Consider the following 14448-nt stretch of genomic DNA (forward strand, 5'->3'; position numbering starts at 1 on the left):
GGCCCAGCGTCGCAGTGCACCCGGCCCGAAGGCCGCCGTGGGCATGGAGGCGCGGGGACAGCATGGGACGACACGTGCACCCAACTAGTCCCAGATCTGCGCCCGTACGGTGGGCACCTTGGCCGGGTCGAGGGCCTGCACCGTCGCGTACTCGTCGAGCAGTTGTTCCAGTTTGGCCAGGTCGCCGTAGGTCTCGGCGCGGGCCATCGGCGGGACCAGGTGGTCGACGACCACGGCGTGCGCCCGCCGCTTGGCCTGGGTGCCCTCGCCGGGGTCGTTGACGATGAACGGGTACACCAGCGGCAGGTCGCCGAGGACCGCGTCGGGCGCGCAGTCGGCGGAAAGGCCGAGGCCCTTGCCGGGCAGCCACTCCAGGGTGCCGTGCTTGCCCAGGTGCACCACGGCGTCCGCGCCGAAGCCGCCGTCCGCGACCGGCGCGGTCAGCCAGCGGTACGCGGCCAGGTAGTGGTGACTCGGCGGCAGGTCCGGGTCGTGGTAGATGGCGATCGGGTTCTCCCCGAAGCCGCGGGGCGGCTGGATCAGCAGCACCACGTTGCCGAAGCGCAGCCCGGCGAGCACGATGTCTCCGCCCTCGGTGTACAGCTCGCCCGGCGGCTCACCCCAGTGCTCCCGCATCCGCTCGCGCAGTTCGGCCGGCACCTGGTCGAACCACCGCTGGTACGTCGGCCCCGGTATCCGTGCCTCGGCCGCTGCCAACTGCTCCGGGGTGAGCCACTCCACGTCGTGACCACCGGCGGCGATCAGCGCGTGGATCAGCGCGTCGCCGTCGTCGGGCGGCGGCGCGTCACCCAGGTCGTAGCCGGCCTCGGCCAACGCGGCGAACAGCCGGACCGCCGACGCCGGGGTGTCCAACCCGACGGCGTTGCCGACCCGGGAGTGCTTGGTGGGGTACGAGCTGAGCACCACGGCGACCCGCTTGTCGGCGTGCGGCACGTACCGCAGCCGGGCGTGGCGTACCGCGATCCCGGCGACCCGGGCGGCCCGCTCGGGATCGGCGGCGTAGACCGAGAGCCCGTCCGCGTCGATCTGCTTGAACGAGAACGGCACCGTGACGATCCGGCCGTCGAACTCGGGGATGGCCACCTGCATGGCGGCGTCCAACGGGGACAGGCCGGCGTCGCTGTCGGCCCACTGTGCGCGGGTGCTGGTGAGGCAGAGCGCCTGGATGACCGGCACGTCCAGGGCGGCCAGGGCGCCGACGTCCCAGGCGTCCTCGTCGCCGCCACCGGAGGCGTCGGCGGCGACCGCGCCGCCGGCCGCGAGCACCGTGACCAGCAGCGCGTCACAGCGGGCGAAGAGCCCGAGTGGTCCGGCGCCCGCGGTCAACCCGCGCAGCGAGCCGCAGAAGATCGGCAGCGGGTTGCCGCCGGCCTGGCGGACCGCGTCCGCGAGCACGTCGACGAATCCGGTGTTGCCGGCGAGGGCGTGCGCCCGGTAGAAGACGATTCCCACTGTGGGCCGGTCCGGGTCGGCGGGGTGGTCGCCGTGCACGCCGTACGCCGGGGTGGGCGCGGGTGCGGCGAACCCCTCGCCGGTGAGCAGCACCGTGTCGGAGAGGAACCGGGCCAACTGTCCGAGGTTGTCCGGGCCGCCCTCCACGAGGTACGCCAGCGACTGGGTGACGACCCCGGACGGCACTGTGGAGATGGCCATCAGCTCGGCGTCGGGCAGCGCCTCACCGCCGAGCACGACAGTCGGCACGCCGGTGGCGAGCACCGCGGCGAGGCCGTCCGGCCACGCCTGTCGACCGCCGAGCAGGCGTACGACGACGAGGGCGACCCCGTCGAGCAGGGCGGGCACCTCCTCGGCGGCGACTCGGGCGGGGTTGGCCAACCGGTAGTCGGCACCGCTGGCGCGGGCGGCCAGCAGGTCGGTGTCGGCGGTGGACAGCAGCAGGATGCGCACGGCAGGCTCCGGAGAGTGACGCCCTGGCCGCTACGGAGGCGACCGGGGCGATGCGGGTGGGTACGGCGTCAGCCGGTACGACGGCCAGAGCGAACGGCGCGCCGACGCATGGGTCGGGGCCGGTCAGCGCCGGGCGATCAGCTCAGCGGTGCCGGTGTCCGGTGTCCTTGGAATGCACTGCCTGGAATGCGAGACGACGAAAGTCGTCGATGAATGAGACGCCGTGCGTCATCGGGTCCTCCTCGGGTGTCCACGCCCTGGGGTACATCCCGACGGCCGAAGTATCCTGGCTTCCGGATCGACGCTCTCCCCCGGCCTTCCAACCGCAGACACACGGCCGTGACTCACGAGGGGGGATCGCTCCCCGGTGACAGTGGCGGGACCGCGTCGGATTCGCACCGACTTCCTTCACTGCCGTCAGGCCGCGAATGCTGCCACACGGCCGCGCCGCCGGTCAACGCGGACCCCACCGCCACCCGACCACGCTCACCGCATCGACCTGCGAAAATATCGGCGCGCGGGTGATGCCTCCCGTCGCGATGGCGGGCTGGGCAAATTGTTGGTCGGCCTCGCGGACTGGCCCGTGGCAGGGGGCGGAGTGGTCACGCGGCCCCTTTGGAGCTGATGTCGTAGACGATTCAGAAGCCTCGGCTCGCGGTCCGCGCCTCGTCAGACGCCACGCGCGACAACCGACACCGGTCGACGCCCCGATCAACGGGCGTGGCGTTCCGGGTGCGCTCGGCTCCAGGTCCGCATCCGTTCCGGGTAGCCGGTGCGCCCGGCCTCGTACAGCGGCACCGCGTGCTTGCGGGCGATGGCCCCGGCCGCGCGGGGCGTTCCGGTACGGCGGCGGATCCACTCGCCGTCGTGGGCGATCGCCACCACAGTGGTGTCCGTCGCCGTGGTCTCCGGCTCCAGGTAGAACTCCACCCCTCGCCGGCTGGCGACGAACGCCTCCAGCGCCGCGAGATCCTCGCGGGTCGCCTCCCGGTCCAGCTTCGTCGGGGTCGCCTCGGCACCCCGTGACCGGCGACTGAACCAGCTCATGACCAGCCCCTCTCCTCGACACCTCTCCCAGTGCACCACCAAATCCTGGCAATACGCTGCACGGCGGATGGGAAAAACCTGACCCGCGCCGGGTGGAACCCGCGGCGGGTGGGCGGTGTCATGAGTGTGATCCGAACGGAGGCTCCCCTGGACGACGAGACGCTCGTCACCCGCGCTCGGGCAGGTGACCTGGAGGCGTACGACCTCCTGGTCACCCGGCACACCGCGTCCGCGTACCGGACCGCGGTGCTGCTCGGCGCGGGCTCGGACTCCGAGGACGTCATCCAGGAGGCGTTTGTGAAGGCGTACCGGAAGCTGTCCCGTTACCGGGGTGACGCGTCCTTCCGGTCGTGGCTGCTCGCGATCGTCGCGAACGAGACCCGCAACCTGCACCGCTCCCGTGGCCGGCGCGACGGGCTCGTCCTGCGGGCGGCGGCAGCGGACCCGAGGTCTGAGATCGCCGAGGACGACGCGGTCGCCGCGGTCCTCGCCGGGGAGCGCCGGAGGTCGCTGGTGCAGGCGCTGCGGCAACTGCCAACACGGGACCGCGAGGTCATCGTCTGCCGGTTCTTCCTCGATCTCACCGAGGAGGAGACGGTGTCGGCTCTGGGCTGGCCCCGGGGCACAGTGAAGTCGCGTACGTCCCGGGCGCTGGCGAAGCTCCGCGGCCTGCTCGACAGTGCGGAGGTCCGGCATGGGTGACCTCGAACGGGAACTGCGCGACCTGTCCGCCTGGCTGGAAACCCCCGATCCGCCCGACGTGACCGCCCGTGTCCGCGTACGACTGGGCGCGACCCCGCCCCGGCGGCGCCGGTGGCGGTCACTCGCCGCGGTGGCGCTCGTCGCCCTGCTGGTCGCGCTGTTGCCGCCGACGCGGGCCGCGATCGCCGACGCCGTCACGGGGCTGCTGCGCTTCGCCGGGGTCAGCATCGCCACCTCACCCGCCCCGATGCCGCCCGGCGGCACCGCGTCGCCGTTGCCCGGGCAGCGGACCGTCGCCCTGGCCGAGGCCCAGCGGGCGGTGCGGTTTCCGATCCGCCTGCCGGCGAAGCTGGGCACGCCCGAACAGGTACTGGTCGCCGACCCGGACGCCACTGGCCGCTACCGGGTGGCGACGCTGCTCTACGACGGGGGCGCGCTGCGCGTCGACGCGTTCGACGGCCACCTCGACCTGGCCTTCCACAAGGAGATCACCCCGCCGGGCGCGAACTGGGTCCAGGTGAACGGCGACTTCGCCGTCTGGGTTGACGGCCCACACGTGTTGTCCTACGTGGACCGGGCGGGTGGGATCCGCAGGGAGACCGCTCGACTTGCCGCCTCGACCCTGATCTGGCAGGACAACGACGTGAGTTACCGGCTGGAGGGGGCCCTCACCAAGGCCGAGGCGATCGAGGTCGCGCGCTCACTGGGCTAGTGCGCGTTCGGGTCCCAGTCCGCGAGCTGCTCCATCGGCTTGGTGTCGCCGGTGGTTTCCACGACGTCGAGCGGGACGCGCTCGTAGAAGTAGAGGACCATTTCGCTCGCCGTGCCTCGCATCGCCATGTCGCCCGGCTCCGCGTCGGCGGCGAGGTCGTCGCAGCGGACGCCGTCGGCGTTGAGGGTCAGGCGCCAGGAGCGGCCCTCGGTCGTGTGCAGGTCGATGGTCGCCGGCTCGAACGGCCAGGGGACGGTCGTCGCCGCCACTGTCGTCAGGAACTCGTCGACGCCCTCGACCGCGACGTCCGTCGGCAGCGGCTGTGCCGCCCCCTGGGTGAGCTGCACGTCGTAGGTGTGGACGGCCAGTTCCTGGACCTGGTGCCGGGCCACGGCTCCGCTGGTCTCCGGGGCCTGCGAGTGGCCCCACCAGGTCCAGCAGCCGCGGTCCGGGCCGGCCTCGCGCATGGCGTCGAGCATCAGCTCGGTCGACTCGGCGAGCCAGGCGTCGAGGGCTTCGCGGTTGCGGGGCGCGGTCGGGGCGCCCTTCGGGTCCGTCCTCGTCGGGGGCTCGGCGCCCGGGCCTGCCGCGACGATGGTGGCCTGGCGGCGGCGGCCGTCGCCGAGGTGCTGCGCCAGTTCGCGCAGCGTCCAGTCCGGGCAGGTCGGGACCTGGGCGTCAAGGTCGGGGGCGGACGCGATCGCGGCGCGGAACGCCGCCGAGCGGTCTTCGATCAGCCGCAGGACCTCAGGGAACTCCACAGTGTTCGGCACCCCGGATGTGTATCACTGCGCTCCGCCCGCCGGATAGTGAATTTGCCGGCCCAGGACGCGTTCGGCTCCGCCGAGCACCAGGAACCTTGTGGGCCTGGGCGGTGTCGGAAGGGTGCGACGAGTCGTCGACGCGTACCGGAAGGAGCGAAATGATTTCCTGGGGCAGGTTGATGCTGGCATCCTCGGTGGTTCTGCTGGCGGGGTGCACGACCACGACCAGCGGGGCGGCGCCGACGGCGGGGGAAGCCACCACGGCGCGCACCGCGCCCGCCTGCGCGGCGCGGGTCGAGACGGGGTCGCTGCCGGACTGGGCGGACGCCGGGTTCAGCGGGGACGCGCGGGTTCCGCACGTCTTCGGCGCGAAGGGTGACATCGTCGCGGTGCTGTTCGCCCACCCACTGCGGCAGGTCCGGACGGACGGGTCGAACAACAAGATCCTGTGGGTGGCGCGCGCCGCCACGACCTCCCCCGACCCGACCGCGCCGGCGACCCTGGAGATCACCGCGAGGCTGGACGGCACCGACACCCGGGTGATCCGGGAGGTTCCCGGTGGCCCCGGTCCGTCGATCATCGACCTGCCCGAGGCCGGCTGCTGGCGCCTCGACCTGCGCTGGTCCGGGCACACCGACACGATGGACCTGGTCTACGCCCCCTGAGCCAGCGCCGGGCCACCTAGGCTGCCTGACGTGCAGGAGGACGAACGGGTGGCGGCGGCGGCCCGCAACAACGCCGACTGGTGCGACATCGTCTGCGGCAGCCAGGGGTTGGCCGGCCGTACCGACGCCGACGCCTGGTGGGTCCCCCACCGTTCGCCGCAGTGGTACCCGGACGCGGTCACCCTACGGCCGGGCGTCGACGCCGAGGCCCTGCTGGCCCGGATCGACGCCGGGCCCGGCGCGTCGGTGAAGGACAGCTTCGCCGACCTCGACCTGTCCGGGTACGGGTTCCGGGTGCTCTTCGACGCGCAGTGGATCCACCGGCCACCGTCTGCACCACCTGTCGACACACCGCTGGCCCCGGTCACCACACCCGACGAGTTGGCGGCCTGGGCGGCGGCCCACGGCGGCGAAGATCTGTTCCGCCCCGCGCTCCTGGCTGACCCCCGCGTACGGGTGCTCGCCCGCCACGACGACCGGGGTGTGGTCACCGGTGGAGCGGTGCTCAGCGGCGACGGCCCGTACGGCGTTTCCAACCTGTTCGCCCGCGTCGACACCTCCCGGGCCATCTGGCGCGCGGTGTGTGCCACAGTGCCCGGCGCGCCGCTGGTCGGCTACGAGAGCACGCCGGAACTGGCGCCGGCGCTCTCCGCTGGTTTCACCACCACCGGCCCTCTCCGCATCTGGCTGCACGGCTAGCGCTCCGGCCACGGGCCCAGCGCACGGACAGCTATGCTGCTTGGCATCGGCACCGATCCGGCCATCACCGGGGAGCCTCCGGAAGAACGGGCAGTTCGACCGCCCCGGTAGAACCGGACGTAGCGGCACGTCACGTCGAGAAATTGAGCGGCGCCTGCACCGTCGAGGCGCAAGCGGGGTGGTACCGCGGAGTCCTGGCCATACGCCCGGCGCTTCGTCCCCGCGTGGGCAGTGAGCTGATGCCCCCGCGAGCGGACGTGAAGTGTAGGGAGAACGTCGGTGCCGGACGGTCCGTCGAAGTCGCCATTCGTGCCACTGCCCACCAAGATCGACCTTGGCGGGATGGACCGTGCGGTCATCGAGTGGTGGCAGGCCAACAACGTGTTCAACCGGAGTCTGGAGCAGACGGCCGACGGCCCGCCGTGGGTGTTCTACGAGGGCCCGCCGACCGCCAACGGCACGCCGGGCACCCACCACATCGAGGCGAGGGTCTTCAAGGACCTCTTTCCCCGGTACCGGACGATGCGGGGCTTCTCGGTGCCGCGCCGTGCCGGGTGGGACTGCCACGGCCTGCCCGTCGAGCTCGCGGTGGAGAAGGAACTGGGGCTCAGCGGCAAGGCCGACATCGAGAGGATGGGCGTCGCGGAGTTCAACGCCCTGTGCCGCACCTCGGTGCTGCGGCACGTCGACGAGTTCGTCCAGCTCAGCGAGCGTATGGGTTACTGGATCGACCTGGAGCATCCGTACCAGACCATGTCCCCGGAGTACGTGGACAGCGTCTGGTGGTCACTGAAGCAGATCCACGACGGCGGGCGGCTGGTGGAGGACTTCCGGGTCGCGCCGTACTGCACCCGCGACGGCACGACCCTGTCCGACCACGAGGTGGCGCAGGGGTACGAGACCGTCACCGACCCTTCCGTGTACGTGCGGTTTCCGGTGCGCGGGGACGTGGTCGGACACAGCGGCGTCGACCTGCTGATCTGGACCACCACCCCGTGGACCCTGGTGTCCAACACCGCCGTCGCCGTACACCCCGGGGTGACGTACGCCCTCGCCCGCACCGGGCAGGGCACGTTCGTCGTCGCCGAACCGCTGGCCCGGCGGGTCCTCGGCGACGAGGCGGAGATCCTGGCGACCGTACCCGGGTCGGCCCTGGAAGGACTGCGGTACGAGCGGCCGTTCGACCTGGTCGACATCCCGGACGCGCACCTCGTGGTCCTCGCGGAGTACGTCACGACCGAGGACGGCACCGGCCTGGTCCACCAGGCGCCGGCATTCGGCGCGGACGACCTCGCCGTCTGCCGCGCGTACGGGTTGCCGCTGGTCAACCCGGTCGCCCCGAACGGGCGGTTCAACGACGGCATCGACCTGGTCGGTGGGGTGTTCTTCAAGGACGCCGACGCGTTGCTGATCGACCGTCTCAGGCAGTCTGGTCGGTTGTTCCGGCACGAACCGTTCGAGCACCCCTACCCGCACTGCTGGCGGTGCCACACGCCGCTGATGTACTACGCGCAGCCGTCCTGGTACATCCGGACTACCGAGGTCCGCGACGAGCTGACGCGGGAGAACGACAACACCAACTGGTTCCCGGAGCACATCAAACACGGCCGCTACGGCGACTGGCTGAAGAACAACATCGACTGGGCGGTGTCCCGTTCCCGGTACTGGGGCACCCCGCTGCCGCTGTGGCGATGCCCGGACAACCACGTGACCGCTGTCGGTTCCCGTACGGAGCTCGGGGAGCTGGCCGGCGCCGACCTGTCCGAGCTGGATCCGCACCGCCCGTACGTCGACGAGATCACCTTCGCCTGCCCGGACTGCGGCCGGACCGCCACCCGGGTCCCGGAGGTGATCGACGCCTGGTACGACTCCGGGGCCATGCCGTTCGCGTCGTTGGGCTACCCCCACGTGCCGGGTAGCAGGGAGATCTTCGAGCGCACCTACCCGGCCCAGTACATCTGCGAGGCGATCGACCAGACGCGGGGGTGGTTCTACACGCTGATGGCGGTGGGCACGCTGGTCTTCGACCGGTCCCCGTACGAGAACGTCGTCTGCCTCGGGCACATCCTGGCCGAGGACGGCCGCAAGATGAGCAAACACCTGGGCAACATCCTGCTGCCGATCCCGTTGATGGACACCCACGGCGCCGACGCGGTGCGCTGGTTCATGGCGTGCTCCGGCTCACCGTGGTCGCCACGCCGGATCGGGCCCGCCCCACTCGACGAGATCGTCCGCAAGGTGTTGATGACCTACTGGAACACAGCGGCGTTCTTCTCCCTCTACGCGGCGAACTCGACGTGGGCGCCGCAACTGGCGCAGCCGGTCGCCCAGCGGCCGGTGTTGGACCGGTGGATCGTCGGCGAGGTCCACGCCCTCGCGGCCGCCGTGGACGAACGGATGCAGAACTACGACACGGCGCGCGCCGGCCGGCTGCTCGCCGACTTCATCGACGACCTGTCGAACTGGTACGTGCGGCGGTCGCGGCAGCGCTTCTGGGAGGGCGACCCCGACGCCCTCACCACCCTGTACGAGTGCATCGACATTCTCACGCGGCTACTGGCGCCCTTCGTTCCCTTCGTCACGGAGCAGGTGTGGCAGCAGGTCGTCCGGCCGGGTGCCGCGACGGCCGCGGAGTCGGTACACCTGGCGACCTGGCCAACCCCCGACACCACACTGATCAGTACGGAGTTGTCGGCCCAGGTGGCCACGGCGCGGGCGTTGGCCGAGGCGGGACGGTCCGCGCGTAAGGCGAGCAGTCTGCGGATCCGTCAGCCGTTGAGCCGGGCGCTCGTGGGCCTGCCGGCCGGCACCGTTCTCCCGCAGGCGTTGCTGGACGACATCGGCGACGAGTTGAACGTCAAGGTCCTCCAGCCGCTCGACGCCCAGAGCGGGGTCATCGACGTGCGGGTCAAAGCGAACTTCCGGACCCTGGGCCGCCGGTTCGGCAACCGCACCCAGCGCGTCGCGACGGCGATTGCCGCCGTGGCCCCCCGCGACCTGGTCGACGGCGTCCGGGCGAACGGGACGTACCCGCTGTCGGTCGACGGTACGCAGGTCGAGGTGGGCCTGGACGACATCCTGATCACGGAGGTGCCGCGCACCGGTTGGGTCGTGGAGTCCCAGCGCGGCGCGACGATCGCGTTGGACACCGAGATCACCCCCGAACTGGCAGCCGAGGGCGTCGCACGCGACGTCGTCCGTATCGTTCAGCAGGCCCGCCGCGACGCCGACTTCGAGGTGGCCGACCGGATCACGGTGTCGATCGCCGCGTCCGCCGAGGTGGCGGCGGCGATATCCACGCATCAGAAGCTCATCGCGCACGAGACCCTCGCGCTCAGGCTGACCGTGGTGGACGCGTTGTCGGAGGGTTTCTCCGGCACCGTGGGCAACGGCTACGAGATCGTCGTACACGTCGTGCGGGCCTGAGCGGTGGCCGGGTGGCCGGTCAACCGAGCCGGGTCAGGTCCTCCGGGGTCAGGCGCAGGGCACCGGCCGCCACGTTCTGCGCCAGGTGGTCCGGGTTGGCGGTGCCGGGGATGGCCAGCACGTGGGGGCCCTGGTGCAGGGTCCAGCCGAGGCGTACCTGCTGCGGGGTGACGCCGTGCGCGCGGGCGACCGCCTCGACGGCCTCGCCCTGCGTGGTGCTCGCGCCCGCCTCCCGCCCGGTGCCGACCAGCGCGAAGAACGGCACGTAGGCGATGCCCCGCTCACCGCAGAGCCGGACGAACGCGTCCTGCTCCCGGTAGGCGTCCACCCCGTAGTTGTTCTGCACGCAGACCACCGGCGCGATGCCCGTCACCTCGTCCAGCTGTTCCGGCCGGACGTTGGAGAGCCCGAGGTGCCGGATCAGCCCGGCGGCCCGCAGCTCGGCGAGCGCGCCGAACCGGTCGGCCACCGGCACCGCACCCGGCCCTCGGCCGAGGCGCAGGTTCACCACGTCGAGCTGGTCGCGGCCGAGCCGGCGAAGGTTCTCCTCCACCTGGGCCCGCAACTGCGCCGGGGTGAACGCCTCGGTGAAGCCCGCCTCCGGGTCGTACCCGAAACCGACCTTGGTGGCGATCACCAGGTCCTCCGGGTACGGGGCGAGCGCCGCGCGGATCAGCTCGGTGGCGTAGCGGGCCGGGCCGGTGCCGACACGTAGGGTGCCGCCGGGCGAGACGTAGAACGCGGCGGTGTCGATGTGGTTGACGCCCAGCTCCACGGCGCGGCGCAGCAGGGCGACGGCCCGGTCAGGGTCGGGGTTCGCGGTGATCCGCATGGAGCCGAAGCCCATCCGGCGCACGGTGCGGTCGCCCAGGGTCCAGGTGCCCGCCGCAGCGGCGGTGATCTCGTCGGTTGGCATCGGGCGACCCTAACCAGCTCGGGTACGTGACGCAGTCGGCCACGCACCCGATACCGCCCGACGGCGGAGTGGGTTAGTTTTTAATGGCAGATGAAACCGCGTGCGGCGGGCGCAGCACCGGCACCAGCAGCAGGGTCGGCAGCAGCAGCAACGGCACCGCCAGCAACGCGCGCAGGGTGCCGACCTCGTCGCCGACCAGCCCCAGCAACGGCGGGCCACCGAGGAACGCGGTGTAGCCGATCACCGCGACCACGCTCACCCGCACCGCCGCGTGCGCCTCGTCGTCGGCCGCCGCGCTCATCCCGACCGGGAAGCCCAGCGACGCGCCCAGGCCCCACAACGCGACGCCGATGACAGCCACCGGCCCGGAGCCCGCCAGCACCGCCAGGCCGGCGCCGACGACGGCGAGACAGATGGTGCCGCTGAGCACCGGCACCCGACCCCACCGGTCCAGCGCGATGGTGCCGACGGTGCGTCCGACGGTCATGCCGACCACGAAGACCGCGAAGACCGCCGCGCCGGCGGCCTCGCTCAGCTCCCGTCCATCGATGAACGCCACGGCCAGCCAGTCGTTGGCGGCACCCTCGGTGAACGCCGCCACCAGCACGAACAGCCCGATCAGCAGGGTGCGCGGCTCCCGCCAGGCGGCGAGCTGAGCCCGGCGGCGGGCAGCCGGGGTGGCGTCCGCCGGGTCGCCGGTGTGATCGCTGCCCACGGGCAGGAACGTCCGGGCGGCGAGCGCGGTGCCGGTCAACACGACAACCGCCACAGCGACGAGATGCGCGCCGACCGACACGTCGAACCGGGCCGCCCCGGCGCCCAGCGCCGCTCCGGCCACCGAGCCGAGGCTCCACCCGGCGTGGAACCGGGGCATGATCGTACGAGCCAGCCGCCGTTCCACCGCCGCGCCCTCGACGTTCATCGCCACGTCGCAGGCGCCGGAGCCGTAGCCGAGGGCGACGAGTCCCAGGGCGACGATGGCGAACGACCCGGTCATCGTGGCGCCCAGGCCCGCCACGGTCAGGCCGACCGCGACCACCGCGGTGGCGAGGGTGACGGTGCGGGCCGCGCCGAGACGCTGGGCGAGCAGGCCGGCGGTGGGCATGGCGAGCAACGCGCCGACGCTCATCGCCAGCAGCAGCAACCCGAGTCGGCCGGCGGAGAGGTCCAACGCCTCCCGGACCGCCGGAACGCGGGAGAACCAGCTACCCACGGCCAGCCCGTTGAGGGTGAAGGTGACAGCGACGCCATTGCGGGCGAGCCGCACCGTCCGCAGGGTCGGCGACGCGGTTTCCGGGGCTAACGGGCGACTGGTGGGGGCGCTCACGAGGGTAAGTCCTCTTTCTCGGGGTGATCTCCTGGCACGATCGCACACCTGAGAGCGCTACCACCACAACCGGGCACCGCCCCTTACCGCTGCTGGACCGGCCGGGGCATGATGGGCAGGCGTTGGTCCGACCGGACGGGCCGCCGCAGGAGGCGACGATGACGACAGCGGCACACCGACCGGCCACTCTTGAGGACGTGGCCCGGGTCGCCGGGGTGTCCCGGTCCACCGCGTCGCGGGTGATCGCCGGCACGGGGTTCGCCTCGCCGGCCGCCCGGAAACAGGTCACGGCCGCCGTCGACCAGCTCGGCTACGTGCCCAACCCGGCCGCGCGGGCGCTGGTCCACGGCCGAGGCGGCGTACGCCTGGTCGTGGCCGTTCTGGGCACCAGCGCCGCCGTGCTGGACGACCCGTACGTGAACCAGGTGGTCGGCGCGGCCGCCCGGGTGTGCACGCCCGCCGGTGTCGGGGTGGCCCTGTGCTGGCTGCCGTTCGGCGACCCCCGCAGCCTCGACCAACTCGACTGCGATCGCAGTGTGTGCGGGGTGATCCTGGTCAACACCACCGAGGAACTGCTGGCGGCGGTGCCCCGGTCGCTGCGCGGTCGGGTGGTCTCGATCGGCATCGGCTCGGCGACAGTGCCCTCTTTCGACGTCGACAACGCCGCCGGCTCCGAGGCGGTGCTGCGTCATCTGTACGCCTCGGGTCGCCGCCGGATCGCCATGGTGACCGGCCCCCGGTGGCTGCCCTGCGCGCAACGCCCCGTTCAGACGTACCGCCGACTGATGGCCGAGGCCGGCCTACCGGAGCGGATACTGCCCGGGGACTTCCGGGCGGCGCGCGGCCGGACGGCGGCCGGCGAGGCGCTGCGCCGCTGGCCGGACATCGACGCCATCTACGCGATCAGCGACGACACCGCGCTCGGGGTGATCGCTGGCCTGCGCGACGCGGGCGCGCAGGTGCCCGGCGACGTCGCGGTGGCCGGCTTCGACGACATTCCGTTGGCCGGGATGACCGCCCCGGCGCTGACCACGGCGAGTCATCCGGTCGGGCGGATCGCCGGCGCCGCAGCCACCGCTCTGCTGGAGGGGCGCCCAGCTGCCCCGGTGACTTTCTTCCCGTCCGCACTGGTGGCACGGGCCAGCGCATGAGTCGACGCCCGGTCGAGCACGCTCACGGTTAACCAGTGACGGGCCGGGTAACCGCGTCGGACCTTCCGTCCACCGTGAGGAGCGCCGACCCGTGTCCGACTCCGCGCCGTCGCACTGGGACCCGGCGCCGAGCCCCCGGGACGGCCGGTTGACCGCCCGCCGCCACGCTCCGGTGGCGCCGGGCCGCACCGGGCTGGTGCCGATGACCGGCCCCGACGGTGACCGGCTGGCCCTGGGGTACGCCCCGGAGCCGACGACCGACGGTTCGGCGTACCGGTTGGTGCTTCTCCTGCACGGTGCGGGCGGATCGGCGCGACAGGGGCTGGACCTGCTGTTGCCGGTCGCGGACGCGCATCACCTGCTGCTGGTCGCCCCGGACTCGTCAGCGGCCAGTTGGGACCTGATCGCCGGTGGCTTCGGGGCGGACGTGGGGCGCATCGACGGGCTGTTGGCGACCGTCTTCGACACCTACCCGGTGGCCGACGTGACAGTCGGTGGCTTTTCCGACGGCGCCTCGTACGCGCTGTCGCTGGGCTTGGCGAACGGGGATCTGGTCGACGCGGTGCTGGCCTTCTCCCCCGGTTTCGCCGCGCCACCGGTCACCCACGGTCGGCCACGGATCTTCATCTCGCACGGCGTCGACGACCGGGTGCTGCCCATCGACGTGTGCAGCCGCCGTCTCGTCCCCCACCTGCACGACCTCGGCTACGACGTGACCTACCAGGAGTTCCCCGGCGGCCACGACATCCCCGCCCCGATCCGCGACGCCGCCACCACCTGGCTGACCGCCCCTCCTTGAAGGGCGGGGAACCAACGTTGAGTAATGCGGACATCAGACCGGTGGGAGGCCCAGGGCTTCGTCGACGCGGGCGAGGACGGCGGCATCGTCCTCCGGGTTGACGCCGCGCAGCAGGTCGATGGCCGTGGCCCGGACCTGACCGATGATCATCGCTAGGGGGAGGGTCTGCGTGGGGCCGAAGAGCTGCCCGGCGGCGTGCACGGCGGCCAGCGCCGACTCGTCGGCCCGGGTGGCGTGCCGCGATGGGCGTGGAAACGGTCGCCGTGCACTCGGACGCGGACGCCGACGCGCCGTTCGTGGCCGAGGCCGACCAG

Annotated in this window: 11 protein-coding genes, 2 pseudogenes and 1 riboswitch; of the genes and pseudogenes, 7 read left to right on the forward strand and 6 right to left on the reverse strand. The window is 72.3% G+C overall.

Going from position 1 to position 14448, the window contains the following annotated elements; translation table 11 throughout:
• Positions 1-87: 87 nt before the first annotated feature.
• Both ABZ749_RS13915 and ABZ749_RS13920 read right to left on the reverse strand, forming a co-directional pair.
• Positions 88-1926, reverse strand: a pseudogene (locus tag ABZ749_RS13915) (cobaltochelatase subunit CobN); the annotation flags it as partial.
• A gap of 279 nt (positions 1927-2205) precedes the next feature.
• Positions 2206-2335: riboswitch (cobalamin riboswitch) on the reverse strand.
• Between the two features lie 302 nt (positions 2336-2637).
• The gene (locus ABZ749_RS13920; RefSeq protein WP_357227379.1) at positions 2638-2973 is read right to left on the reverse strand and encodes a hypothetical protein; all 336 of its coding nucleotides are present in this window, start codon (positions 2971-2973) and stop codon (positions 2638-2640) included.
• A gap of 120 nt (positions 2974-3093) precedes the next feature.
• Here ABZ749_RS13920 and ABZ749_RS13925 point away from each other — a divergent pair, with 120 nt between their 5' ends.
• Together ABZ749_RS13925 and ABZ749_RS13930 are read left to right on the forward strand one after the other, a co-directional pair.
• Positions 3094-3675, forward strand: coding sequence for an RNA polymerase sigma factor (locus tag ABZ749_RS13925; RefSeq protein WP_355007409.1), 582 nt, complete (start codon positions 3094-3096; stop codon positions 3673-3675).
• Positions 3668-4387 carry a hypothetical protein gene (locus ABZ749_RS13930; protein WP_357227382.1) on the forward strand — a complete coding sequence of 240 codons (720 nt, stop codon included), beginning with the start codon at positions 3668-3670 and terminating at the stop codon, positions 4385-4387. Before ABZ749_RS13925 ends, ABZ749_RS13930 begins: the two co-directional genes overlap by 8 nt.
• Here the strand turns inward: ABZ749_RS13930 and ABZ749_RS13935 are convergent.
• A complete protein-coding gene (locus tag ABZ749_RS13935; RefSeq protein WP_357227385.1) occupies positions 4384-5160 on the reverse strand; it encodes a maleylpyruvate isomerase family mycothiol-dependent enzyme in 777 nt (258 codons plus the stop codon). The two genes, ABZ749_RS13930 and ABZ749_RS13935, sit on opposite strands and share 4 nt — an antisense overlap.
• 149 nt (positions 5161-5309) lie before the next feature.
• Between ABZ749_RS13935 and ABZ749_RS13940 the strand changes: the two genes are divergently transcribed.
• The 3 genes from ABZ749_RS13940 to ileS all read left to right on the forward strand — a co-directional run bounded on the left by ABZ749_RS13940 (position 5310) and on the right by ileS (position 9941).
• Positions 5310-5816, forward strand: a complete 507-nt coding sequence (locus tag ABZ749_RS13940) for a hypothetical protein (protein WP_357227388.1) — start codon at positions 5310-5312, stop codon at positions 5814-5816.
• Between the two features lie 30 nt (positions 5817-5846).
• Entirely contained in the window at positions 5847-6515 is a 669-nt protein-coding gene (locus tag ABZ749_RS13945; RefSeq protein ID WP_357227391.1) for a hypothetical protein, read from the forward strand.
• Positions 6516-6794: 279 nt separating this feature from the next.
• On the forward strand, positions 6795-9941 hold the full coding sequence (gene ileS, locus ABZ749_RS13950; RefSeq protein WP_357227393.1) for an isoleucine--tRNA ligase: 3147 nt from the start codon (positions 6795-6797) through the stop codon (positions 9939-9941).
• 19 nt (positions 9942-9960) lie between these two features.
• Here ileS and ABZ749_RS13955 read toward each other — a convergent pair whose 3' ends face one another.
• On the reverse strand, positions 9961-10857 hold the full coding sequence (locus ABZ749_RS13955) for an aldo/keto reductase (RefSeq protein ID WP_357227396.1): 897 nt from the start codon (positions 10855-10857) through the stop codon (positions 9961-9963).
• A gap of 73 nt (positions 10858-10930) precedes the next feature.
• Positions 10931-12184 (reverse strand): MFS transporter, encoded by a 1254-nt coding sequence (locus ABZ749_RS13960; protein ID WP_357227399.1) that lies wholly within the window; start codon positions 12182-12184, stop codon positions 10931-10933.
• A gap of 158 nt (positions 12185-12342) precedes the next feature.
• Between ABZ749_RS13960 and ABZ749_RS13965 the strand changes: the two genes are divergently transcribed.
• Together ABZ749_RS13965 and ABZ749_RS13970 are read left to right on the forward strand one after the other, a co-directional pair.
• A complete protein-coding gene (locus tag ABZ749_RS13965; protein ID WP_357227402.1) occupies positions 12343-13335 on the forward strand; it encodes a LacI family DNA-binding transcriptional regulator in 993 nt (330 codons plus the stop codon).
• 91 nt (positions 13336-13426) lie between these two features.
• Complete coding sequence (locus tag ABZ749_RS13970; protein WP_357227405.1) at positions 13427-14134, forward strand: phospholipase; 708 nt, start codon at positions 13427-13429, stop codon at positions 14132-14134.
• A gap of 33 nt (positions 14135-14167) precedes the next feature.
• Here ABZ749_RS13970 and ABZ749_RS13975 read toward each other — a convergent pair.
• Positions 14168-14448: pseudogene (locus ABZ749_RS13975) on the reverse strand (hypothetical protein); the annotation flags it as partial.

The organism is Micromonospora sp. NPDC047753, from assembly GCF_040642735.1.
Taxonomy (GTDB): Bacteria; Actinomycetota; Actinomycetes; order Mycobacteriales; family Micromonosporaceae; genus Micromonospora.